Origin of the sequence: Streptomyces sp. NPDC093600 (assembly GCF_044764755.1) — a bacterium.
Lineage (GTDB): Bacteria > Actinomycetota > Actinomycetes > Streptomycetales > Streptomycetaceae > Streptomyces.
Map to the genome: position 1 here is coordinate 118,149 of NZ_JBIWIU010000012.1, position 23,129 is coordinate 141,277.

At 71.4% G+C, this 23,129-nt stretch carries 20 protein-coding genes; 9 read left to right on the plus strand and 11 right to left on the minus strand.

The window, feature by feature from the left end:
- Positions 1-56 precede the first annotated feature (56 nt).
- Entirely contained in the window at positions 57-1,466 is a 1,410-nt protein-coding gene (locus ACIRB4_RS26250) for a cytosine permease (protein WP_403294622.1), read from the plus strand.
- 58 nt (positions 1,467-1,524) lie between these two features.
- On the opposite strand, the gene ACIRB4_RS26255 is transcribed toward ACIRB4_RS26250, so the two are convergent.
- Positions 1,525-2,631, minus strand: a complete 1,107-nt coding sequence (locus ACIRB4_RS26255) for a branched-chain amino acid aminotransferase (protein ID WP_403294623.1) — start codon at positions 2,629-2,631, stop codon at positions 1,525-1,527.
- Between the two features lie 244 nt (positions 2,632-2,875).
- Entirely contained in the window at positions 2,876-3,925 is a 1,050-nt protein-coding gene (locus tag ACIRB4_RS26260; RefSeq protein ID WP_403294624.1) for a 3-isopropylmalate dehydrogenase, read from the minus strand.
- Positions 3,926-4,053: 128 nt separating this feature from the next.
- On the opposite strand from ACIRB4_RS26260, the gene ACIRB4_RS26265 reads away from it, so the two are divergent.
- Complete coding sequence (locus tag ACIRB4_RS26265) at positions 4,054-5,631, plus strand: purple acid phosphatase family protein (RefSeq protein WP_403294625.1); 1,578 nt, start codon at positions 4,054-4,056, stop codon at positions 5,629-5,631.
- 46 nt (positions 5,632-5,677) lie between these two features.
- On the opposite strand, the gene ACIRB4_RS26270 is transcribed toward ACIRB4_RS26265, so the two are convergent.
- Entirely contained in the window at positions 5,678-5,809 is a 132-nt protein-coding gene (locus ACIRB4_RS26270) for a hypothetical protein (RefSeq protein WP_403294626.1), read from the minus strand.
- A 205-nt stretch (positions 5,810-6,014) separates the two neighbouring features.
- The gene (locus ACIRB4_RS26275; RefSeq protein WP_403294627.1) at positions 6,015-6,890 is read right to left on the minus strand and encodes a LysR family transcriptional regulator; all 876 of its coding nucleotides are present in this window, start codon (positions 6,888-6,890) and stop codon (positions 6,015-6,017) included.
- A 102-nt stretch (positions 6,891-6,992) separates the two neighbouring features.
- On the opposite strand from ACIRB4_RS26275, the gene ACIRB4_RS26280 reads away from it, so the two are divergent.
- From ACIRB4_RS26280 to ACIRB4_RS26290, 3 genes are read left to right on the plus strand one after another with little or no spacing between them, the layout of a single operon-like run.
- A complete protein-coding gene (locus ACIRB4_RS26280; protein WP_403294628.1) occupies positions 6,993-8,012 on the plus strand; it encodes an NADP-dependent oxidoreductase in 1,020 nt (339 codons plus the stop codon).
- 36 nt (positions 8,013-8,048) lie between these two features.
- Positions 8,049-8,390 carry a PadR family transcriptional regulator gene (locus ACIRB4_RS26285; protein ID WP_403294629.1) on the plus strand — a complete coding sequence of 114 codons (342 nt, stop codon included), beginning with the start codon at positions 8,049-8,051 and terminating at the stop codon, positions 8,388-8,390.
- On the plus strand, positions 8,387-9,112 hold the full coding sequence (locus tag ACIRB4_RS26290) for a hypothetical protein (RefSeq protein WP_403294630.1): 726 nt from the start codon (positions 8,387-8,389) through the stop codon (positions 9,110-9,112). The genes ACIRB4_RS26285 and ACIRB4_RS26290 overlap by 4 nt, the downstream gene beginning before the upstream one ends.
- A 22-nt stretch (positions 9,113-9,134) precedes the next feature.
- On the opposite strand, the gene ACIRB4_RS26295 is transcribed toward ACIRB4_RS26290, so the two are convergent.
- Positions 9,135-9,671, minus strand: coding sequence for a GNAT family N-acetyltransferase (locus ACIRB4_RS26295; RefSeq protein WP_403294632.1), 537 nt, complete (start codon positions 9,669-9,671; stop codon positions 9,135-9,137).
- Positions 9,672-9,783: 112 nt separating this feature from the next.
- Here ACIRB4_RS26295 and ACIRB4_RS26300 point away from each other — a divergent pair, with 112 nt between their 5' ends.
- Positions 9,784-10,674 (plus strand): alpha/beta fold hydrolase, encoded by an 891-nt coding sequence (locus tag ACIRB4_RS26300; protein ID WP_403294633.1) that lies wholly within the window; start codon positions 9,784-9,786, stop codon positions 10,672-10,674.
- Positions 10,675-10,805: 131 nt separating this feature from the next.
- Here the strand turns inward: ACIRB4_RS26300 and pruA are convergent, their stop codons facing one another.
- The gene (pruA, locus tag ACIRB4_RS26305; protein WP_403294634.1) at positions 10,806-12,437 is read right to left on the minus strand and encodes an L-glutamate gamma-semialdehyde dehydrogenase; all 1,632 of its coding nucleotides are present in this window, start codon (positions 12,435-12,437) and stop codon (positions 10,806-10,808) included.
- 30 nt (positions 12,438-12,467) lie between these two features.
- The gene (locus tag ACIRB4_RS26310; RefSeq protein ID WP_403294635.1) at positions 12,468-13,394 is read right to left on the minus strand and encodes a proline dehydrogenase family protein; all 927 of its coding nucleotides are present in this window, start codon (positions 13,392-13,394) and stop codon (positions 12,468-12,470) included.
- A gap of 195 nt (positions 13,395-13,589) precedes the next feature.
- Here ACIRB4_RS26310 and ACIRB4_RS26315 point away from each other — a divergent pair, with 195 nt between their 5' ends.
- From ACIRB4_RS26315 to ACIRB4_RS26325, 3 genes are read left to right on the plus strand one after another with little or no spacing between them, the layout of a single operon-like run.
- Positions 13,590-15,080 carry a PucR family transcriptional regulator gene (locus ACIRB4_RS26315; RefSeq protein WP_403294636.1) on the plus strand — a complete coding sequence of 497 codons (1,491 nt, stop codon included), beginning with the start codon at positions 13,590-13,592 and terminating at the stop codon, positions 15,078-15,080.
- Positions 15,081-15,116: 36 nt separating this feature from the next.
- Positions 15,117-16,274, plus strand: a complete 1,158-nt coding sequence (locus ACIRB4_RS26320; RefSeq protein WP_403294638.1) for a DUF1266 domain-containing protein — start codon at positions 15,117-15,119, stop codon at positions 16,272-16,274.
- Positions 16,265-17,452: a DUF1266 domain-containing protein gene (locus ACIRB4_RS26325; protein WP_403294639.1), complete on the plus strand. Its 1,188-nt coding sequence runs from the start codon at positions 16,265-16,267 to the stop codon at positions 17,450-17,452. The genes ACIRB4_RS26320 and ACIRB4_RS26325 overlap by 10 nt, the downstream gene beginning before the upstream one ends.
- 111 nt (positions 17,453-17,563) lie before the next feature.
- On the opposite strand, the gene serA is transcribed toward ACIRB4_RS26325, so the two are convergent.
- The 4 genes from serA to ACIRB4_RS26345 all read right to left on the minus strand — a co-directional run bounded on the left by serA (position 17,564) and on the right by ACIRB4_RS26345 (position 22,928).
- On the minus strand, positions 17,564-19,153 hold the full coding sequence (gene serA, locus ACIRB4_RS26330; RefSeq protein WP_403294640.1) for a phosphoglycerate dehydrogenase: 1,590 nt from the start codon (positions 19,151-19,153) through the stop codon (positions 17,564-17,566).
- Between the two features lie 236 nt (positions 19,154-19,389).
- Entirely contained in the window at positions 19,390-20,391 is a 1,002-nt protein-coding gene (ilvC, locus tag ACIRB4_RS26335) for a ketol-acid reductoisomerase (RefSeq protein ID WP_403294641.1), read from the minus strand.
- 118 nt (positions 20,392-20,509) lie between these two features.
- The gene (gene ilvN, locus ACIRB4_RS26340) at positions 20,510-21,034 is read right to left on the minus strand and encodes an acetolactate synthase small subunit (RefSeq protein ID WP_215065241.1); all 525 of its coding nucleotides are present in this window, start codon (positions 21,032-21,034) and stop codon (positions 20,510-20,512) included.
- A 43-nt stretch (positions 21,035-21,077) separates the two neighbouring features.
- The gene (locus ACIRB4_RS26345) at positions 21,078-22,928 is read right to left on the minus strand and encodes an acetolactate synthase large subunit (RefSeq protein ID WP_403294643.1); all 1,851 of its coding nucleotides are present in this window, start codon (positions 22,926-22,928) and stop codon (positions 21,078-21,080) included.
- Positions 22,929-23,129: the final 201 nt, after the last annotated feature.

A 23,129-nucleotide genomic window follows, 5' to 3' on the forward strand; every position in this document is an offset into this window, starting at 1 on the left:
GCCACATTGAGCGCCACTCAAAAACTTGTCCGTCCGCTTGCCCGCAGGGAGCCCCCATGCCGATAGAACAGCGCGGAGTCGACACCATCCCCGAAGAGGAACGCACCAGCGGTCCGCGTGACCTCGTCTCGATCCTCCTCGGCTCCAACCTCTGCCTCGGCGTGATCGTCTTCGGCTGGCTACCGGTCTCCTTCGGCCTCGGCCTGTGGGCGTCGGTGACCTCCGTCGTCGCCGGCACGCTCGCGGGCGTCGCCGTGACCGCCCCGCTCGCCCTCGTCTCGCTGCGCACCGCGACGAACCTCTCCACCTCCAGCGGCGCCTTCTTCGGCGTCCGGGGACGGCTCGTCGGCTCCGTCGTCGGCCTGCTGCTCTCCCTCGGCTACACCGCGCTGACCCTGTGGATCGGCGGGGACGTGATCGTGGGCACGCTGGACCGGCTGGTGGGGCTGCCGACCGGGGACGTCACGCACACCACCGTGTACGCGGTGCTCGCCGCCTGCACGGTCGTCGCCGCGGTCTACGGCTACCGGCTGCTGCTCAGGCTCAGCAAGGGCCTCGCGGTCGGCATGACCCTGCTGCTCGCGCTGGGCCTGTTCGCGTACGCCGGGGACTTCACCACCGCGGCGGTGCCCGAGACCCCGTACCTGCTGGGCTCGTTCTGGCCGACCTGGGTGCTGTCCGCGGTGGCCGCCGGGCTCAGCGGCCCGGTCGCCTTCATCACGCTGCTCGGCGACTACACGCGCTACATCTCACCCGAGCGGCACAGCCCGAAGTCCGTCTGGCGAGCCACCTGTCTGGGCCTGCTGGTGGGTCTGCTGATCCCTCAGCTCTTCGGTACGTACACGGCGTTGGCGGCGCGCGGCGCCCTCGACTACGCCGGGCCGCTCGTCGACGCCTCCCCCGTCTGGTACCTGGTGCCGCTGCTGCTCGCGGCCACCGCCGGCTCGGTCGGCAACGCGGGGCTGATGCTGTACTCGATGGGGCTCGACCTGGACGCGATCCTGCCCCGCGCGACGCGCGCGCGGGCGACGCTCGTGGTCGCGGTGGTCGCGACGGCCTTCGTCTTCCTGGGCCACTTCGCCACGGACGCGCAGACGGCGATGACGTCGTTCGTGCTGCTGCTCACCGCGGTCGGCACGCCATGGGCGGTGATCACGCTGATCGGGCACGCGCGGTGCGGGGGCGCGTACGACCCGGAGGCGCTGCAGGTCTACAACCGCCGGGCGCGGGGCGGGGCGTACTGGTTCACGGCGGGGTGGAACGCGCGGGCGACCGCCTCGTGGGCGATCGGCGCGGGCGTGGGACTGGCGTCGGTCGCCACGCCGCTGTACGAGGGGCCGCTGCTCGCCCTCACCGGCGGCGTCGACTGCAGCTTCGTGCTGTCGGGCCTGGTGGGCGGCGTGCTGTACGCGGTCCTGACACCGAAGCAGGCGGTGGCGCCGGAACCGGAGGTCGCGGTCTCCTGACGGGCGGAGACACGGTCAGGGGCGCCCTCGATCGAGGGCGCCCCCGCTCACGTACCGACTAGCCCAGCTGGTGTGTCCAGCCGTGGACGTCCTCCGCCTTGCCGGTCTGGATGGCGAGCAGCGCCTCGCGCAGACGCATCGTGACCTCGCCGGGCTGTCCGTCCGACTGCTGCCACTCGCCGCGGGCCGCCTTGACCGTGCCGACCGGGGTGATCACCGCGGCCGTGCCGCAGGCGAAGACCTCCGTCAGGGTGCCGTTCTGCGAGTCGGCGTGCCACTGGTCGATGGAGACCCGGCCTTCCTCCGCCTCGTAACCGAGGTCCTTCGCGAGCTGGAGGAGCGAGTCACGGGTGATGCCGGCGAGGAGGGAGCCGGTCAGCGTGGGCGTGACGATCCGGGGCTTGCGGCCGGCCTCGGCGCCGTACACGAAGTACAGGTTCATGCCGCCGAGCTCCTCGACCCACTTGTGCTCCACGGCGTCGAGGTAGGCGACCTGGTCGCAGCCCTTCGCGGCCGCCTCGGCCTGGGCGAGCAGGGAGGCCGCGTAGTTGCCGCCGGTCTTGGCGTCGCCGACACCGCCGGGGACCGCGCGGACGCGGTCCTCGGAGAGCCAGATGGAGACGGGCTTCACGCCGCCGGGGAAGTACGGCCCGGCGGGCGACGCGATGACGACGAAGAGGTACTCGTTGGCGGGCCGCACCCCGAGCCCGACCTCGGTCGCGATCATGAACGGGCGCAGGTAGAGGGACTCCTCGCCGCCGTGCGCCGGGACCCACGCCTTGTCCTGCTGGACGAGCGCGTCACACGCCTCGATGAAGGTCTCGACGGGCAGCTCCGGCATCGCCAGACGGCGGGCGGACGCCTGGAAGCGCCGGGCGTTGGCGTCGGGGCGGAAGCTGGCGACCGAGCCGTCGGGGCGGCGGTAGGCCTTCAGGCCCTCGAAGATCTCCTGCGCGTAGTGCAGGACGTTCGTGGCCGGGTCGAGGGAGAGCGGGCCGTACGGCACGAGCTGGCCGTCGTGCCAGCCGCGGCCCTCGGTCCACCGGATGGTCACCATGTGGTCGGTGAAGTGGCGGCCGAATCCCGGGTTGGCCAGGATCGCCTCGCGCTCCGCGTCGGACAGCGGGCTGGAGGAGGGCTTGAGCTCGATCGTGGGCGTCGTCATGAGTGCTTGTCCTTCACCGGTTGTGTGTGACGGACCGCGCTCACGCCGCTATCAGTGCTCTGCTAGGACGTCCGAGCTTTCCCGCATGCCGCGGCCCCACGTTCGATTATCGCCCGAGGGGTCCGGTGCACGGAAACGGTGTGCATACGGTCCAGGATGTGATGGTGGCACCCTGCGACCGCATAGGTACAGCCGCCGGGTGCGGAATGCGACCCGGCGGCTGTGGTGATGCTCAGTCGGCGGGTCAGCTCGCTACGCGTACCGCGAGCGCGTCGCCGATCTCGTCCGTCGTGCGGGCCGCGTTCTTGGCGTCGCCGCGCTCGGTCAGGTCGGCGGCGACGGCCGCCTCGATGCGGCCGGCCTCGGTCTCGTAGCCGAGGTGGCGCAGCAGGAGCGCGACGGAGAGGACGGTGGCCGTGGGGTCGGCCGTGCCCTGGCCCGCGATGTCCGGCGCGGAGCCGTGGACCGGCTCGAACATGGACGGAAACTCGCCGCTCGGGTTGATGTTGCCGGAGGCGGCGACGCCGATGCCGCCGGAGACGGCCGCGGCGAGGTCGGTGATGATGTCGCCGAAGAGGTTGTCGGTGACGATCACGTCGAACCGCTCGGGCTGCGTGACGAGGAAGATCGTCGCCGCGTCCACGTGCAGGTAGTCGGTGGTGACCTCGGGGAACTCCTCGGCCACCTTGTTGAAGATGTTGGTCCAGAGGTGACCCGCGTACGCCAGGACGTTGTTCTTGTGGACCAGCGTCAGCTTCTTGCGCGGGCGGGCCTGGGCGCGGGTGAAGGCGTCGCGGACCACGCGCTCGACACCGAAGGCCGTGTTGACGGAGACCTCGGTGGCGACCTCGTGCGGCGTACCGGTCCTGATCGAGCCGCCGTTGCCGGTGTACGGACCCTCGGTGCCCTCGCGGACCACGATGAAGTCGATCTCGGGCTGGCCCTTGAGCGGGGTCGACACGCCGGGGAGCAGCTTCGAGGGGCGCAGGTTGACGTGGTGGTCGAAGAGGAAGCGGAGCTTCAGCAGGAAGCCGCGCTCCAGCACGCCGGACGGGACCGACGGGTCGCCGATGGCGCCGAGCAGGATGGCGTCGTGCTGCTTCAGCGCCGCGACATCGGCGTCGGTGAGGGTCTCACCGGTCGCGTGGTAGCGCTTGGCGCCGAAGTCGTACTCCTTCGTCTCCAGCTTCACATCCTGCGGGAGCGCGGCGGCGAGGACCTTGAGGCCCTGGGCCACGACCTCCTGGCCGATGCCGTCGCCGGGAATGACTGCGAGATTGATGCTGTGAGACATGTCGGCACCCTACTCCTCGTCCCAGTGCCTGACACTCATTGTCCACCATGCGGACGGCCCCGAGTTCTTCGAAAATCGTTCATCCCGCGTCTGGCGCGAGGACGTAAGTTACTGGCAAGTTGCCCGCCATGACTGAGGACACCCCACGCTTCGGCATTCCCGAAGCCCTCGCCCGCCGTCTGTCCATGCCGGAGCAACACGATTACCTGCGGGCAAAGTTGACGCGCCGTCGGGTTCTGGCCGGGTCGGCGGCGGGCGCCGCCGCGGCCGGGACCGGGCTGCTCGCCGGAGGCCCCGCCGGGGCGGCCACACCGACCTTGGTGACGGCTGCCGCGACCACCGCCGTGGACGGCTCGCTCGTCGCGCCGTTCGGGCGCCACCTCGCCTTCGGCGCGGACCCCAGGACCCAGATGCGGATCTCCTGGCAGGTGCCGTTCGCCGTCTCCCGGCCGTACGTCCGGGTCGGGACGCGCCCGTGGGAACTCGGAGCGCGCGTCGAGGCCGAGGTGCGGCCGCTGCACACGCCCTCGCTCTCCCGGAAGCTGCCGGCGGTGGACCAGTACTACCTGCACGTCGGTCTGGACGGGCTGCGGCCCGGCACGACGTACTACTACGGTGTGGGCCACGACGGCTTCGACCCCGCCTCCCCCGAGCGGCTCTCCACGCTCGGTTCGTTCCGTACGGCTCCGGCGGCGCCCGAGACCTTCGTCTTCACGGCCTTCGGCGACCAGGGCGTGAGCTACCACGCGCTCGCCAACGACCAGCTGATCCTCGGCCAGAACCCGGCCTTCCACCTCCACGCCGGTGACATCTGCTACGCCGACAGCACCGGCCGCGGCAAGGAGACGGACACGTACGACGCCCGGGTCTGGGACCAGTTCCTGGCCCAGACGGAGAGTGTGGCGGCGCGCGTGCCGTGGATGGTGACGACCGGGAACCACGACATGGAGGCGTGGTACTCGCCGAACGGCTACGGCGGCCAGTCGGCCCGCTTCTCGCTCCCGGACAACGGCCCCGACCCGGACCGCGCACCCGGCATCTACTCCTTCACCTACGGCAACGTCGGGGTCGTCGCGCTCGACGCCAACGACGTCTCGTACGAGATACCGGCGAATCGGGGCTACACGGAGGGGCGGCAGACGGCCTGGCTGGACCGGCGGCTCGGCGAGCTGCGGGCGCGCCCGGAGATCGACTTCGTGGTGGTCTTCTTCCACCACTGCGCCTACTCGACCTCCACCCACGCCTCGGACGGCGGGGTCCGCGACGCGTGGCTGCCGCTGTTCACCAAGCACCAGGTGGATCTGGTGATCAACGGCCACAACCACGTCTACGAACGCACCGACGCGATCAAGGGCGGCGAGGTGGGCAGGCCGGTGCCGGTCGGCGGGACGACGGACCCGACGCGCGACGGCATCGTGTACGTGACGGCCGGCGGCGCGGGCAAGGAGCTGTACGGCTTCGGGCTCGGCGTCCAGGACAGCTACGAGGGGCACGTCCACGACCACGAGCACATCGTGACGTTCCACTGGACCAAGCTGCGGCTGCCGGACCCGGACACCGTGGAGTGGTCGCGGGTGCGCTACACCGGCTTCTCGTTCCTCGCGGTGGAGGCGGTGGCCGGGGCGTCGCCGGTGCTCAGGGTCTCGGCGCTCGCCGAGAGCGGCGAGCGCGTCGACCACTTCGAGGTGCGGCGTTCGGCTCCGTGACCGTCAGCGGCCCGTGGAACCCGTAGGCGTCACTGGCCCGTAGGCCTCAGTGGCCCGTGGACCCGCCGTTGTCGCGGCGGTCCAGGGCCCGCTGGAGGGCGGCGGCGGCGTTCTTGCGGGCGTCGTCGCTGGGGCGGGTGGCGGAGTGGCGGACGCGGCGGAGGGTCTCAGCGGCCATGGGGGATCGACTCCTTGAGATCAGTGGTGATCCGAGATCAGTGGTGATCGAAGGCGCCGGAAGGGGCGGGGAGCGCCGCCGCAGGGGTTGCCTGCACAGGGGCATCGCGCTCACGACCGCCATTCGCTGATGGAGCGAGACGTTCGGCTCCTACCAAGCTAGGACAGGCGGCCCGGTCTGTCTCCACAATTACTCGGACTTCCTACTATCTGAGACGGCGGGTTTCCCGCAGGGCCCGGATCAGGGCCTGGACGGCGAGCGATCTCGCCAGCTCAGGGGTGGTGACATAGCCGACGGAGCGGGTCGGGCGGTCCGGGCCGAGGTCGGTGACCGCGACCGAGGGCGGTGCTCCGACCAGGGACATCTCCGGCATCACGGCCATCCCGAAACCGCTGCTCACCATCGAGAGCACCGCTCCGTCGTCCTCGGCCTCGACGGTCGCGGGCGGCAGCCACTCCTGCGCCGCCCACCACTCGCGGGTGTAGGAGGTGCAGTTCTCCGCCCAGTCCACCAGCGGCAGCGAGCGCGGCGCCGCGTGCCCGGCCGGGTGCACCAGGGCGTACCCCTCCTCCACGAGCACCCCGCCGACCAGCCGGGGCGGTACGGGTGAGGTCGTCCCGATCGTCGCGACACCGAGGTCCGCCCGGCCGTCCAGGACCTCGCCGGCCGTCCCGCGCCCCACCTCCCGCACGATCCGCACCTCCGGGACGATCTCCGGGTGGCGGGCGGCCAGGCGCTCCAGAACGGGCGGCAGCAGATGCAGCGCGGCGCTGCGGAAGGCGGCGATCCGCAGCGGTCCCGAGGCGGTGCCGCTCTGCGCGCCGCGCACCTCGGCGGCCATCACCTCCAGGAGCCGCAGCACCCGCCGCGCGTGGGCGAGGGCCCGCTCCCCCGCCGGGGTGGGCGTGGCACCCGTCCGCCCCCGGTCGAAGAGGACCGCGCCCAGCTTGCGCTCGCTGGCGCGCACCGAGTGGGAGACGGCGGACTGGGTCATGCCGAGCGCGACGGCGGCGGCCGAGAAGCCGTGCTCCCGCCCGACGGCGACCAGGACGCGCAGCTCCCGGGGCGCGAGATCGTTCATGGCGGTGCCTCACCTCGGGGTATGAGCGGAATTCATGGATGGGCCGGTTCCATCGACGCAACCTACTGCCCGGCCTCCCGATTCCTTCCTACGGTCTCGGACATGACGAACGACACCATGATCACGGTCCGGCAGACGGCCCGCCCCGAGGGCTTCCCCACCGCCGCCCACTTCGCCTTCGTCGAGGCCCCGGTCCCCGCCCCGGCGCCCGGCACCGCCCTCGTCGAGAACCTGCAGTGGTCCGTGGACCCCTACCACCGCGAGGCGATGGACGACGGCTCGCTGTGGGCGCTGAACGCACCCATGGAGGGGCGCACCATCGGCCGGGTCCTCGACTCGCGTACGCCGGAGCTGACCCCCGGCGATCTGGTCCTGCACCGCGAGGGCTGGCGCACCCACGCCGTGGTCGCGCCGGACCGGGCGCGCCCGGTCCCGGACTTCGACGGCGTGCCCCTGGCCGCGCATCTGAGCGTGCTCGGCGGCACGGGCCTGTCGGCCTACGTCGGCCTGACCCGGATCGCGCGGCTCCAGCCGGGCGAGGACCTGTTCGTCTCCGCCGCGGCCGGCGGGGTCGGCACGGCCGCCGGCCGTTTCGCCCGGCTCCTCGGCGCCGGCCGGATCGTCGGCAGCGCGGGCTCGGCGCGCAAGGTCGCCCACCTCACCGGAGAGGTCGGCTACGACGCGGCGTTCGACTACCACGACGGGCCGGTCACCGAGCTGCTGGCCGAGGCGGCCCCGGACGGGCTGGACGCCGTGCTCGACGGCGTGGGCGGCGACCATCTGGAGGCGGCCATCGCCGCGTTGCGCGACCGCGGCCGGATCGCCTGGGTCGGCGCCGTCGCGCAGTACCACTCCCTCTCCACTCCCCCGCCCGCCCCGCGCAACCTCTTCGACGTGGTGGGCAAGAGCCTGCGCCTCGAAGGCTTCCTGGTGCGCGATCACCGGGACGCGCAGCGGGAGCTGTACGACTTCGCGGTGCCCCATCTGCGGAGCGGGCGGCTGCCGCTGGACGTGACGGTGGTGGAGGGGTTCGAGCACATCGTGGACGCCTTCCTCGGGATGCTGCGCGGCGAGAACACCGGGAAGATGCTGGTGTCCCAGCCGGTCGACCGCTCTAGCTAGATTGCTTTCCTACCTAGGTGGTGATGGAATGCACCCATGGCCGCAGACCGCAGATCCAGCTGGCTCAAGGGAGTCCTCGACCTGCTCGTCCTCTCCTGCCTGACCGACGGGGAGAGTTACGGGTACGAGATCGCCAAGTCGCTCGCCGGGGCGGGGCTCGGCGAGATCAAGGGCGGGACGCTCTATCCCGTACTCAACCGGCTGGAGGAAGCGGGCCTGCTGGAGGCCGAGTTCCGGGCCGCCGAGCGGGGACCGGGACGCCGCTACTACCGGCTGACCGAGCGGGGGCGGGAGCATCTCGCCGCCGAGAGCGGGGCCTGGCTGGACTTCCACACGGCCGTACGGGCCGCGCTGCACCCAGGGGGATCGACACCATGACCACGGACACGTACTTCGAGGAGCTGGCCACCGCGCTGCGCACCGCGGGCGTGCCTCGCGCGCAGATCGACGCGACCGTCGACGATCTGCGCGGCCATCTCGACCGGACGGGGGTGACGGCGGAGGAGGAGTTCGGCCCGGCCGCCGCCTTCGCGGCGCAACTCGGCGGTCTCGCGCCGCTGCCCGGCGAGCCGGACGAGGCGGCGGAGAGCTGGACCTGGACCGCGGACATCTTCAACGACCGGCGGATGCTGGCGGTCCACGGCGACCAGGGCTGGGAGGTGGAGTCCCTCGACGCGCTCGGGCGGTTCGTGTGCCGCCGGGCGCCGGGCGCCGCGCTGCGCTGGGAGTACCGGCGCGAGGTGATCAAGGGTCGGCGCCGCGACCAGGTCCTGGGCGAACTGGAGCCCGAGGGCTGGGAGTTGTGCGGCGAATGGATGATGTACGGCTACTTCAAGCGTCCGAAGGCGGCGAGCGAGGGACCGGCGGGCGAGCTGGCCACCCGCCCGGCCCGCCCTCGCCAGTGGCTGTTCCTGAGCCGCCGGGGCAAGGTGGCGCTCGCCGTCTGGGCGGTCGCCGTGGTGGCGTGCCTGGCGACGGCCGGCCTGGGGCTCGGGATGCCGGGGTACGCCCTCGCGCTCTTCGGTGTGGGCTGGGCGGTCACGGCGACGTACATGGCGAAGCTGGAGACGGCCGAGGGGCGCGTCGGCGAAGGCGGTTGAGCCGACGCGGACGACCCTGGCCTCACATCACATCCCCGTCGCGCCAGTCGAAGACGAGCGGGGCGGCGGGGTCGGGCAGACGACCGGCCCCGACCGGACGCACATAGACGGAGCCCTCCTCGTCCGGCAGCCGCACGATCCCGTCCGGACTCAGGACCTCGATCCGCCCCGGCCACAGGGCCCAGCCACGGGCGCGGTAGAGCGCGGCCCCCTCGTCGGAGGCGGACAGCGCCCCGAAGGCGTACGCCCCGTCGATCACCCGCTCCAGCTCGGCCATGACGACACCGGCGAGCCCCTGCCGGCGCCGATCGGCGCGGACGCCGACGCCCTCGACGTAACCGACGCGCAGGGAACGCCCGCCGTGCAGCACCCGGCGCATCACCACACTGCCGTGGGCGGCGACACCCCTCTCGTCCTCCACGCACGCGTGGACACCGCCGAGGGTGTGATCCCAGTCCTCGTCGGAGAAGTCGCCACCGAAGGCGGCGTCGAGCATCTCCCGGACGGCGAGGAGCCGCTCGGCCCCGAGAGCGTGGGTGGGCGCGATCGTGAGAGTCATGCTGCAAGTCTCCCCCTCCACGCCACCTAACCACTCAATTTTTCTTGACCAGTTAACTCGACGGTGCTTGACTCTCGCTTGTAACCATTAACTATTACTTGAGGGGTTAGGCATGGTCGTCGTGCAGCAGGTACACCACCGCACCACCACGGTCAGGGCCCACGAGATCCACTACCGCGAGGCCGGGCCGGCCGACGCCCCCGTCCTCCTGCTCCTGCACGGCTTTCCCACCAGCTCGCACATGTTCCGCGACCTGATCCCACTGCTCGCCGACCGCTACCGGCTCATCGCCCCCGACCACCTCGGCTTCGGCCGCAGCGCCGCGCCTCCGGCCGACGAGTTCCCCTACGGCTTCGCCGAACTGGCGGCGCTCACCGCCGAGTTCACCGAGGCCCTGGGTCTCGACCGGTTCGCGCTGTACGTCCAGGACTACGGCGCCCCCATCGGTCTGCGCCTGGCTCTCGCCCACCCCGAGCGCATCACCGCGATCGTCACCCAGAACGGCAACGCCTACGAAGAGGGCCTGGGCGCGGACGCCTGGGCTCCGGTCCTCGCCCTGATCGCCGACCGCACCCCGGAGACCGAGGCGCCGGTCCGCGCGATCCGCTCACTGGACGGCATCAGGTGGCAGTACGAGACGGGCGTCCCGCCCGAGTCCCGCGACCTCCTCAGCCCCGACGCCTGGCACCACGACGCCGCCCTGATGGCACGCGAGGGCCAGGACGCGATCCAGCTGGACCTGATCAGCGACTACGGCTCCAACTTCGCCCTCTACCCCGCCTTCCAGGAGTACTTCCGCACCTCCCGGATCCCGCTTCTCGCGGTCTGGGGCGCGGGCGACGAGATCTTCGTCCCGGCGGGCGCCGAAGCCTTCCGCCGCGACCTCCCGCACGCGGAGATCCACTTGCTCCCGACGGGCCACTTCGCCCTGGAGACACACGCGCCCCGGATCGCCGCCCTGATCGCCGATTTCCTCGAACGCGCCGTCGTTCGCGCTCGGTAGCGGGGACATCGGCCGTAGGCCCGTCCACAGCACCGCCTGGTGACCCCACCCGCCACATGGAACCGCCCCCGTCCTCGGTTGGGGGACCGAGGACGGGGGCGGTGTCAGGGGGCCTCGGGAGGCCGGGGGTGTTAGCCCATGTGGGGGTAGGAGTAGTCGGTCGGCGGGACCAGGGTCTCCTTGATCGCGCGGGTCAGCGTCCAGCGCATCAGGTTCTGCGGGGCGCCCGCCTTGTCGTTCGTGCCGGAGGCGCGGCCGCCGCCGAAGGGCTGCTGGCCGACGACGGCGCCGGTCGACTTGTCGTTGATGTAGAAGTTGCCCGCGGCGTAGCGGAGCTTGTCCATCGCGTGGGCCGCGGCGGCGCGGTCACCGGCGATGATCGAGCCGGTCAGCGCGTACGCCGACACCGACTCCATCTGCTCCAGCATCTGGTCGTACTTCTCGTCCTCGTAGACGTGCACGGCGAGGATCGGGCCGAAGTACTCGGTCGTGAAGACCTCGTTCTCCGGGTCGGAGCACTCGATGACGGTCGGGCGGACGAACCAGCCCTCCGAGTCGTCGTACGTGCCGCCGGCGACGATCGTGCAGGTCGGGTCGGCCTTCGCGCGGTCGATCGCGGCCTTGTTCTTGGCGAAGGCGCGCTCGTCGATCACGGCGCCGATGAAGTTCGACAGGTCGGTGACGTCACCCATCCTGATGCCGTCGACCTCGGCCGCGAACTCCTCCTTGAAGCCCGAGTTCCACAGGGAGGCCGGGATGTACGCACGCGAGGACGCGGAGCACTTCTGGCCCTGGAACTCGAAGGAGCCGCGGGTCAGCGCCGTCTTCAGGATGGCGCGGTCGGCGCTCGGGTGGGCGACGACGAAGTCCTTGCCACCGGTCTCGCCGACGATCCGCGGGTAGGAGCGGTACTTCTCGATGTTGTTGCCGACCGTCTTCCACAGGTGCTGGAAGGTCTTGGTCGAGCCGGTGAAGTGGATACCGGCCAGCTCCGGGTGGTTCAGGGCCACCTCGGAGACGGCGATGCCGTCGCCCGTCACCAGGTTGATGACGCCCTTGGGCAGACCGGCCTCCTCCAGGAGCTCCATGAGGAGCACCGCGGAGTGGGTCTGGGTCGGGGACGGCTTCCAGACCACCACGTTGCCCATGAGGGCGGGGGCGGTGGGCAGGTTGCCCGCGATGGCGGTGAAGTTGAAGGGCGTGATCGCGTAGACGAAGCCCTCCAGCGGGCGGTGGTCCAGACGGTTCCACACACCCGGGGAGTTCGCCGGCGGCTGCTCCGCGAGGATCTGCCGGGCGTAGGAGACGTTGAAGCGCCAGAAGTCGACGAGCTCGCACGGGGTGTCGATCTCGGCCTGCTGGGCGGTCTTCGACTGGCCGAGCATGGTGGAGGCGGCCAGCGTCTCGCGCCAGGGGCCGGCCAGCAGTTCGGCGGCGCGCAGGATGATCGCGGCGCGGTCGTCGAAGGACATCGCGCGCCACGCCGGAGCGGCGGCCAGGGCGGCGTCGATGGCGTCCTGGGCGTCCTGCTGGGTCGCCCCGGCGAAGGTGCCGATGACGGCCTTGTGGTTGTGCGGCTGTACGACGTCGACGCGCTCACCGCCGCCCATGCGCTTCACGCCGCCGATGGTCATCGGCAGCTCGCGCGGGTTCTCGGCCAGCTCCTTGAGCTTGGCCTCCAGGCGGGCGCGCTCGGCGGAACCGGGGGCGTAGCTGTGCACCGGCTCGTTGACCGGAGTGGGGACCTGGGTGACAGCGTCCATGAGTCTCGTAACTCCTTCTGAGGGGTGGGCTCAGCCCTTGGTGAGGATGGAACGGGCGAAGAAGAGCAGGTTGGCCGGCTTCTCCGCGAGGCGGCGCATGAAGTAGCCGTACCAGTCGGTGCCGTACGCGGTGTAGACGCGCACACGGTGGCCCTCGGCGGCGAGACGGTTCTGCTCCTCGCTGCGGATGCCGTACAGCATCTGGAACTCGTACTCGTCCAGTTTGCGCCCGGCGCGGCGCGCGAGCTCCTGGCCGATCGAGATCAGGCGCGGGTCGTGCGAGCCGATCATGGGGTAGCTCTCGCCGTCCATGAGGATCTTCATGATCCGGACGTACGCCTTGTCGATCTCGGGCCTGTCCTGGATGGCGACGGAGGCGGGCTCCTTGTAGGCGCCCTTCACGATCCGGACGCGGGAGCCGTCGGCGGCGAGGCGGCGGGCGTCCTCCTCGGTGCGGTGGAGGTACGCCTGGATCACGCAGCCGGTCTGCGGGAAGTCCTTCCGCAGCTCCTCGTGGATGGCGAACATCGAGTCGAGGGTGGTGTGGTCCTCGGCGTCCAGGGTGACCGTGGTGCCGATCTCGGCGGCGGCCTCGACGACCGGGCGGACGTTGGCGAGAGCCAGCTCGTGGCCGTTCTCCAGGGACTGTCCGAACATCGACAGCTTCACCGACATCTCGGCGCGCTCCCCGAGGCCCAACTCCTTGAGGCGGCCGATGAGCTCCAGGTAGGCGTCCCGGGCGGCGTGGGACTGCTCGACGGTGGTGATGTCCTCTCCCACGACGTCGAGGGTGACCTCCAGGCCACGGCCGGTGAGGTCCTCGACGATCGGGATGACGTGCTCGACGGTCTCACCGGCGATGAACCGGTCGACGACCTGCTTGGTCCCCGGGGCGGCCGAGACGAAACGGCGCATCTTGTCGCTGCGGGACGCGGCGAGGATCACGGGACCCAGCACGGGGCACCTCCTGAGGACGGAGTGTTGAAAAGGTGCCGTATCCGAACATACGGAAGCTTTCGGAAACAGCACGGAGAACCACCGTGAAACCTAAGGATCGCCCCGATGGTCTGCCATCGACAGCTGTCACGCATCCATGGACGGCATCTCAGACATCTGTATGAAGGATCAGTGCGGCGGTGCGAGAATGGCCGCGTGAAGGGCGATTACCAGGAGCTGGTGGACGAGATCTCGGCGCTGCTCGGCGCCCCGGCGACGCTGGAGAACCGGGATTTCGGTCTGATCGCCTTCGGGGCCCACGACAGCGACAGCTTCTTCGACGAATCGGCGCTGGACCCGGTCCGCACCCGCTCGATCCTGACCAGGAAGTCGACGCCGGCGGTGCGGGCCTGGTTCGAGGGCTTCGGCATCACCCGGGCGACCGGGCCGGTGCGGATCCCGGCGGCCCCGGACGCGGGGGTCCTCCGGGACCGGATCTGTCTGCCCGTACGGCATCGGGGCGTCGTCCTCGGATACGTCTGGCTCCTCGACGCCGAGCCGGGGCCCTCGCCCGCCCGGCTGGCGGCGGCGATGGAGGTCGCGGCCCGGATCGGCGACCTCCTCGCGGACGAGGAACGGGCGGGCACGGACCTCTCCCGCGAGCTCCGAGCCGCCTTGAGCGCGGAGCGCGGCTGGCAGTACGACATGGCCCTGGCGGCGCTGCGCACGGCTCTGGGCCCCGACGCGGACGGCCTGCACGCCCTGGTGTGCGTCGCCCCGTGGCCGGACGAGGAGGGCCCGTCCTTCCGTACGATCCCCGGCGCGGCGGCGCTGTGCACCCTCCCCTGGCGACTTCCGGCGGGCCCGGGCTCCGGCTCCGGCGGCGCGGCCGGCCGGGCCGGGCACGGCGAGCCGCCGGGCCCCGCCGCACCGGACCACGGCACGGGGCCGGGTGCGCGCGGCGCGGCGGCAGGCACCCAGGCCCGCACCGCGAGGGACGCCGCCCGCCCGCGGCACGGCGGCGCGTCCGCAGGCGCCCCGGCCAAAGCCGGGTCCGCAGGTACGCAAGCCCGGACCGCGTCCGCAGGCGCCCAAGCCCGGTCCGCCTCCGCAGGTGCCAGGGCCCGGACCACGCCGGACGCCGCCGGCCCCCTCGCCATCGCAGGCCCGGCCGGGCCGTACGACGCCCGGCGCCCCGGTGCCGCTCGCTCGCTCGCGGTCGTGGTGCGCCTGCGGTCCGCCGACAACCTGGCGCCCGCGACGACGGCGGCCACCCGGCTGCGCGACGCCGCCGGGCCGGGCGCCGTCGCGGGGATCGCCGGGCCCCGGCGCGGGCTCCAGGAGCTCGACGCGGCCTGGCGCGAGGCCACCGCCGCCGCCCGGGCCGCCGCCGCCCAGCCCCGGCTCGGGCCGCTGGCGCCCTGGTCCGCCATCGGCCCGTACCGGCTGCTCACCGCCCTGCCGACCGGCGAACCCGACCCGGCGGTCCGCGCCCTCCTCGCCCCGGCCCACGCCGAACTGGCCCGCACCGCCGAGACGTTCCTCGACCACGCCGGTCAGGCGGGCCGCACCGCGGCCGCTCTCGGCATCCACCGCCAGACCCTCTACTACCGCCTCTCCCGCGTCGAACAGCTCACCGGACTCGACCTCGACGCGGGCGAGGACCGCCTGCTCCTCCACATGGCGCTCAAGGCGGCGCGACTCTGACGGCCCGCCGCGGTTTATAAGATCAGGTTCATGCCGATGGGGAGCAGGGCAACGGACACCTGGGCGCCGCCGACGCCCACCGAGCGGTCGCTGCGCGAGGCGGTGGAGCGGGGGGACGAGGCGGGGGCGCTCGACGTACTCGCCCGCGGGCGTCTCTACGTACTGACCGCCCGGCTGGACGCCGACGCCCCCGGCTACACCGCTCCCCTGCCGTCGCGGCGCGACAAGGCCGCCCGCCGTACCGTCGTCCCGGTCCTCACCGAGGGGATGCTGCCGCCGTGGCACCCGGAGTGGGTGTTCCGGCAGACGACGCTCGACGAGCTCGCCCGGGCATGGCCGGACGGCAGGTGGTGGCTCGCGGTCAACCCGGACACCCCGTACGCCACCGTCCTGCGGGCCCGGCCCGCGCAACGGCAGGCGTGGCGGGAGGCCTCGGCGCGCGCCGCCGGATCGACGCGGATGCGGCTGATCACGCACGCCGGCGGCCACCTGCACGGGCCGGTCGCGTCCGGTCTCGCGCTCGGCGCCCATCTCGCGATCGTCAACGGCCTCGCGTGGAACGTGCTCGGCGCCGTCTACGAGGACTACCCGACGGACGTCGCGCGGCTGCGCAGCCCGTGGGGCGTCACCCAACGGGCCGGCTACCACCGGACGTTCGAGAGCCTGCTGGCCACCCGGCTCGTGGGGCGCGTCGCCGAACTCGTCCTGCGGACCCGGCGAGGGCTCGTGGCGCGGGGCGGCCGGACGCCCTCCCCGGAGGAGTGGGCCGCCGGGGTCACCACGGCCCTCGGCGGACGGTACGCGGACGACGACGACCTGCGCGAGGCCGCCGAGTTCCGGCGGCGGATCGCCCTCTACGAGGACCGCTTCCGCGCCGACGGGCTGCTGCCACCGGACGGCCGGGTCGACACCCTGGCCGCCTTCGACCACGGCCGGGCGGTGAACGTCGTACGCCTGGCGCTGGGCGCGCGGTACTGCGACCCGGCGGAGGCCGAGCAGGCCGTCCTGCGGATTCTCGGCCCCGCCCGGCAGGCGTACGGCTCCTGGGCGGACTTCTCACTCGGCTACCTCCTCGCCCGGCTGATCCACTTCGACGAGGGCGATCCCGAGGTCATGTACCAGGAGTGCCTCGCCCTGCACCGCAACCTCACCCAGGACCCCGCGAGCCCGTACCGGAACATCCCATGGTCATGACTCCCCCGCCCGTTCCCCCGCACCTCCCCCACGGCGTCCCCTGGGCGCCGCCGACGGAGACCGAGCACCTGCTGTACGAGGCGGGCCTGCGCGGCGACGTGGAGGCGCAGCTCCGGGTGCTCGCCGGGACCCTCCTCTTCATCGGCGTGCCGAAGGCCGAGGTCGACGCGGAGCCCGAGACGGTCTACTGGCGCGCCCTTCCCCACGAGAGCGGCCGCACCGTCCGGCCGGTGCTCACCCGGGGGATGCTGCCGCCGTGGCACCCGGAGTGGGTGTTCCACAGCGTCACGCTCCGGTGGGCCGCCGAGTTCGAGGGGTGGCGCGACCCGTGGCAGCTGCTCGCGGTGAACGCCGGCACCCCCGCGCAGCTGCTGCTGCCCACCACACCGCCGCACCGCGCCTTCTGGCTCCGCTGCTACGCGGAGAACGACCGGCCGGCCGGCGACCGGCTCGTCGCCCTGCGGCACGGCGCCCTGTACGGACCTCTCGCCTACGGTCTGGCCTGCGGCGCGCACCTGGCGATCGGGAACGGTGTGCCGTGGAACGAGGTCGGCACGGTGTACTCCGGCTACACCGACGAGCTCGACACGCTGAGCGAGTCGTGGGGCATCACCGATCGCGCGGGCTGGCAGGGGGAGTTGAACACGCTGCTGGACGCGCGCAACAGCCCGCCGGAGCCCGACTTCGCCCTGCGGGTGCGCGAGGAGCTGCGGTCCCGCCACGGCGAACCGCCCTCGCCCGACCTGTGGCGCGAGACGGCCGCGGGCCACGCCCAGGACCTGGGCGCGGGTCAGGCGGCGGTCACGCACATCGAGGAGCTGGTGCGCCGCATCCTGCGCTACGAGGCCCGGTTCCGCGCCGACGGGCTGCTGCCGCCGGACGGCAGGGTGCGGACGACGGTCGCCTACGACTACGGCCGGGCGGTCAACCTGGCGCGCTGGGGCCTGTCGGCCCGGTACTGCGCGCCGCCGGAGGCCGAGCAGGCGATCGTCTACGCCGGGGCGCTGAGCAAGTCGGCGTACACCTCGTGGCCGGAGTTCTCGGCCGGGTACGCGCTGGGGCGGGTGCTGCGCTTCGACGGGGAGCAGTACGGCCGGTTCTACGAGCAGAGCGTCCTCGCGCACCGCACCCTGTCGGAGCACGAGGGCAGCCCCTGGCGCCACATCCCGTGGCGGTGACGGGCCGACCGTATCCGCACCTGGACGCGCGTGCCCGGCACCTGGACGACCGTTGAGGACGGAAGTCCGGATGCCGGGTACGGGTACGGGAGCGTGCGAACGCCCCTCGGATCAGATCAGGTTGACCGAGCGGGCCGAGTTCGCGCCGATCGCCTCGGAGATCTCCGCGAGCACGTTCGCCGGCACGGTGTCGTCGACGGTGAGCACGACGAGGGCCTCGCCGCCCTCCTCCGTACGGGAGACCTGCATGCCCGCGATGTTCAGTCCGGCCTCACCGAGGATCCGGCCGACGGTGCCGACGACACCCGGACGGTCTTCGTAGCGCAGCACGACCATGTGGTCGGCGAGCGCCAGGTCCACGTCGTACTCGCCGACGGCGACGATCTTCTGGAGGTGCTTGGGGCCGGCCAGCGTGCCGGAGACCGCGACCTCCTCGCCGCTGGAGAGGGTGCCGCGCACGGTGACCATGTTGCGGTGGTCGGGCGACTCGGAGCTGGTCGTCAGACGGACCTCGACACCGCGCTCCTGCGCGAACAGCGGGGCGTTGACGTACGACACGGTCTCGTCGACCACGTCCTCGAACACGCCCTTGAGCGCGGAGAGTTCGAGCACCTTCACATCGTGCTGGGTGATCTCGCCGTACACCTCGACGTCGAGCCGCGCGGCGACCTCGCCCGCGAGGGCGGTGAAGATCCGGCCGAGCTTCTCGGCGAGCGGCAGGCCGGGCTTGACGTCCTCGGCGATGACACCGCCCTGGACGTTGACCGCGTCCGGCACGAGCTCACCGGCGAGCGCGAGGCGCACCGAGCGGGCGACGGCGATACCGGCCTTCTCCTGGGCCTCGTCCGTGGACGCGCCGAGGTGCGGGGTGCAGACGACCTGGTCGAGCTCGAAGAGCGGGGAGTCCGTGCAGGGCTCCTTCGCGTACACGTCGAGACCGGCGCCGGCGACCCGGCCCTCCTTCAGCGCCGAGTACAGCGCCGCCTCGTCGACGATCCCGCCGCGGGCGGCGTTGACGATCCGGACGCTCGGCTTGACCTTGTGCAGCGCCTCGTCGCCGATGAGGCCGAGGGTCTCGGGGGTCTTCGGCAGGTGGACGGTGATGAAGTCGGCGACCTCCAGGAGCTCGTCCAGGGCCAGCAGCTTCACCCCCATCTGGGCGGCGCGGGCCGGCTGCACATAGGGGTCGTACGCGACGATCTTCATGCCGAACGCGGACATGCGCTGGGCGACCAGGACGCCGATGCGGCCGAGGCCGACGACGCCGAGGGTCTTCTCGCTCAGTTCGACGCCCGTGTACTTCGACCGCTTCCACTCGCCGTTCTTCAGGGCGGTGTTGGCCTGCGGGATGTTGCGGGCGGTGGCGACGAGCAGACCGCACGCGAGCTCGGCGGCGGTGACGATGTTCGAGGTCGGCGCGTTGACGACCATCACGCCGGCCTTGGTGGCGGCGGAGACGTCGACGTTGTCCAGACCGACGCCGGCGCGGGCGACGACACGGAGCTTGTTCGCGGCGGCGATGGCCTCGGCGTCGACCTTGGTCGCGGAGCGGACCAGGATGGCGTCCACATCGGCGATGGCGGGGATCAGCTCGGCGCGGTCGGCGCCGTTGCAGTGCCGGATCTCGAAGTCCGGGCCCAGCGCGTCGACGGTGGCGGGCGACAGCTCTTCAGCGATGAGTACGACAGGTTTCGAGCTCACGTGGGTCCTCACAATGGCAGTGCAGACGGCCGTCCCGACGGCCGCAGGCGGTGGAGGGGGCTTGCCGCGTGAAAGCGCACGACGCTGTGGGCCAGACGCGATGTTGTGACGAAGTCTAGTGGTGCGTCGGCGCACTTCCTGCGCCTCGTTGGAAGGATCACCCGTCCGTGGTTGGACGGCGTGTCCAACGATGTGGCACGGGGCCGGACAGTGTGTCCGGCCCCGTGCCGAGAGGCTTACGCCTCCTCGTCGTTCACCCAGCTCATGAGCTTGCGCAGCTCCTTGCCGGTGGTCTCCAGGAGGTGCTGCTCGTCCTGGGTCTTGTACTCGTTGTACTTCTTCAGGCCGCCGTGGTACTCGTCCATCCAGTTCTTGGCGAACGTGCCGTCCTGGATCTCGGCGAGAACCTTCTTCATCTCGGCCTTGGTGGCGTCGGTGATGATGCGCGGGCCGGTGACGTAGTCGCCCCACTCGGCGGTCTCGGAGACCGACCAGCGCATCTTCTCCAGGCCGCCCTCGTACATGAGGTCGACGATGAGCTTCAGCTCGTGGAGGCACTCGAAGTAGGCGATCTCCGGCTGGTAGCCGGCCTCGACCAGGGTCTCGAAGCCCGCCTTCACCAGCGCCGAGGCGCCACCGCACAGGACGGCCTGCTCACCGAAGAGGTCGGTCTCGGTCTCCTCGGTGAAGGTCGTCTTGATGACGCCGGCGCGGGTGCCGCCGATGGCCTTGGCGTAGGAGAGCGCCAGGGCGAAGGCGTTGCCGGTCGCGTCCTGCTCGACGGCGGCGATCGCGGGGACGCCGCGGCCCTCCTCGTACTGGCGGCGGACCAGGTGGCCGGGGCCCTTCGGGGCGACCAGGGCGACGTCGACGTTGGCCGGGGGCTTGATGAAGCCGAAGCGGACGTTGAAGCCGTGGGCGAAGAACAGCGCGTCGCCGTCCTCCAGGTTGTCCTTGATGGACTCCTCGTAGACCTGGGCCTGGATCGGGTCCGGGATGAGGATCATGATGACGGAGGCCTCGGCGGCCGCCTCGGCGGGCGTCACCACGCGCAGGCCCTGCTCCTCGGCCTTGGCCTTGGACTTGGAGCCCTCGTGCAGACCGACGCGGACGTCGACACCCGAGTCACGGAGCGACAGCGCGTGGGCGTGGCCCTGGCTGCCGTAACCGATCACCGCGACCTTGCGGCCCTGGATGATGGACAGGTCGGCGTCGTCGTCGTAGAACAGCTCGGCCACTGGGAATCTCCTTGATGTGCTGGTGTTGCGTCCCACCGTACGGCGGGGAGCGGGAGGAAAGTTTTCGGGTCTCGCCAGGCGGACCGCCGGACGGACCGGCGGTCACGCGTGCTTGACGTCAGGCGCTGCGGTCGAGGGCGCGCAGCGAGCGGTCCGTGATGGACCGGGCGCCACGCCCTATGGCGATCGTGCCGGACTGCACGAGCTCCTTGATGCCGAACTGCTCCAGCATCTTGAGCATCGCGTCGAGCTTGTCACTCGAACCGGTGGCCTCGATGGTGACCGCCTCGGGCGAGACGTCCACGGTCTTGGCGCGGAACAGCTGGACGATCTCGACGATCTGGGAGCGGGTCTCGTTGTCGGCGCGGACCTTCACCAGGACGAGCTCGCGCTGGATCGCGGCGCTGGGCTCGAGCTCGACGATCTTCAGGACGTTGACCAGCTTGTTGAGCTGCTTGGTCACCTGCTCCAGGGGCAGGTCCTCGACATTGACCACGATGGTGATGCGGGAGATGTCGGGGTGTTCGGTGACACCGACGGCGAGCGAGTCGATGTTGAAGCCGCGGCGGGAGAACAGGGCGGCGATCCGGGCGAGGATGCCGGGGGTGTTCTCCACCAGGACGGAGAGCGTGTGCCTAGTCATGTGCGTCGTTCCCTTTTTCCTCAGGTCCTTACGGCTCTCGGTCTCAGTCGTCTTCGTTGTCGCCGAAGTCGGGGCGGACGCCCCGGGCGGCCATGACCTCGTCGTTGGAGGTGCCGGCGGCGACCATCGGCCAGACCTGGGCGTCCTCGTGGACGATGAAGTCGATCACGACCGGGCGGTCGTTGATGGCGTTGGCCTCGGCGATGACCTTGTCCAGGTCCGCCGGGTCCTCGCAGCGCAGCGCGACACAGCCCATGGCCTCGGACAGCTTGACGAAGTCCGGGATGCGGGTGCCCTTGGACGGCTCCAGGCCGGTGGCCTCGGGGCCGGAGTGCAGCACCGTGTTGGAGTACCGCTGGTTGTAGAAGAGGGTCTGCCACTGGCGGACCATCCCGAGGGCGCCGTTGTTGATGATGGCGACCTTGATCGGGATGTTGTTGAGCGCGCAGGTGACCAGTTCCTGGTTGGTCATCTGGAAGCAGCCGTCGCCGTCGATCGCCCAGACCGGGCGGTCCGGCATGCCGGCCTTGGCGCCCATGGCGGCCGGGACGGCGTAGCCCATGGTGCCCGCGCCGCCGGAGTTCAGCCAGGTGGCCGGCTTCTCGTAGTCGATGAAGTGGGCGGCCCACATCTGGTGCTGGCCGACGCCCGCGGCGTAGATGGTGTCGGCGGGGGCGAGCTGGCCGATGCGCTGGATGACCTGCTGCGGCGAGAGGCTGCCGTCCTCCGGCAGGTCGTAGCCGAGGGGGTAGGTCTCGCGCCAGCGGTTGAGGTCGCTCCACCAGGCGGTGTAGTCGCCCTTGTTGCCCTCGCTGTACTCGGCCTGGACGGCCTGGACCAGGTCGGCGATGACCTCGCGGGCGTCACCGACGATCGGGACGTCGGCGGCGCGGTTCTTGCCGATCTCGGCCGGGTCGATGTCGGCGTGGACGATCTTGGCGAAGGGGGCGAAGCTGTCCAGCTTGCCGGTGACGCGGTCGTCGAAGCGGGCTCCGAGGGCGACGATCAGGTCGGCCTTCTGCAGCGCGGTGACGGCGGTGACCGCACCGTGCATGCCCGGCATTCCCACGTGCAGCGGGTGGCTGTCGGGGAACGCGCCCAGCGCCATCAGGGTGGTGGTGACGGGGGCGCCGGTGAGCTCGGCGAGGACCTTCAGCTCGGCGGTGGCGCCGGCCTTCAGGACGCCTCCGCCGACGTACAGGACGGGGCGCTTGGCGGCGGTGATGAGCTTGGCGGCCTCGCGGATCTGCTTGGCGTGCGGCTTGGTCACCGGGCGGTAGCCGGGCAGGTCGGTCTGCGGCGGCCAGCTGAAGACGGTCTTCGCCTGGAGGGCGTCCTTGGCGATGTCGACCAGGACCGGCCCGGGGCGGCCGGTGGAGGCGATGTGGAACGCCTCGGCGATCGTCCTCGGGATGTCCTCGGCCTTGGTGACCAGGAAGTTGTGCTTGGTGATCGGCATCGTGATGCCGCAGATGTCCGCCTCCTGGAAGGCGTCCGTGCCGATGGCCTTGGAGGCGACCTGGCCGGTGATCGCGACCAGCGGGACGGAGTCCATGTGGGCGTCGGCGATCGGGGTGACCAGGTTGGTGGCGCCGGGTCCTGAGGTCGCCATGCAGACGCCGACCTTGCCGGTGGCCTGGGCGTATCCGGTGGCGGCGTGGCCCGCCCCCTGCTCGTGGCGGACGAGGATGTGGCGGACCTTCTTGGAGTCCATCATCGGGTCGTAGGCGGGGAGGATGGCGCCGCCCGGAATACCGAAGACGGTGTCGGCCCCCACTTCCTCGAGAGAACGGATGAGGGACTGCGCACCCGTGACGTGCTCGACGATGGTGGCGGTCTGTCCGCCGCTACGGGCCCGCGGCTGCGGATGGTGCCCGGTGGCCTGCTCGGTCATCAGCATTCTCTTCTCGAAGCAGAGGGTTTTTGCGAGGGTTTGGCGTGGGTTCGGCGGGAGCCGGTGCAACAAAAAACCCCTCGTGCCGGGAGGCAAGCGAGGGGAGCGCGTCGGTAGCGTTCAAGCCGGGCCGTGGAGGGCCCCGCTTCAGCCGACGCGCTTTCCAAGTACGAGAATTCGGGTGCGCATGGCACTGACCCT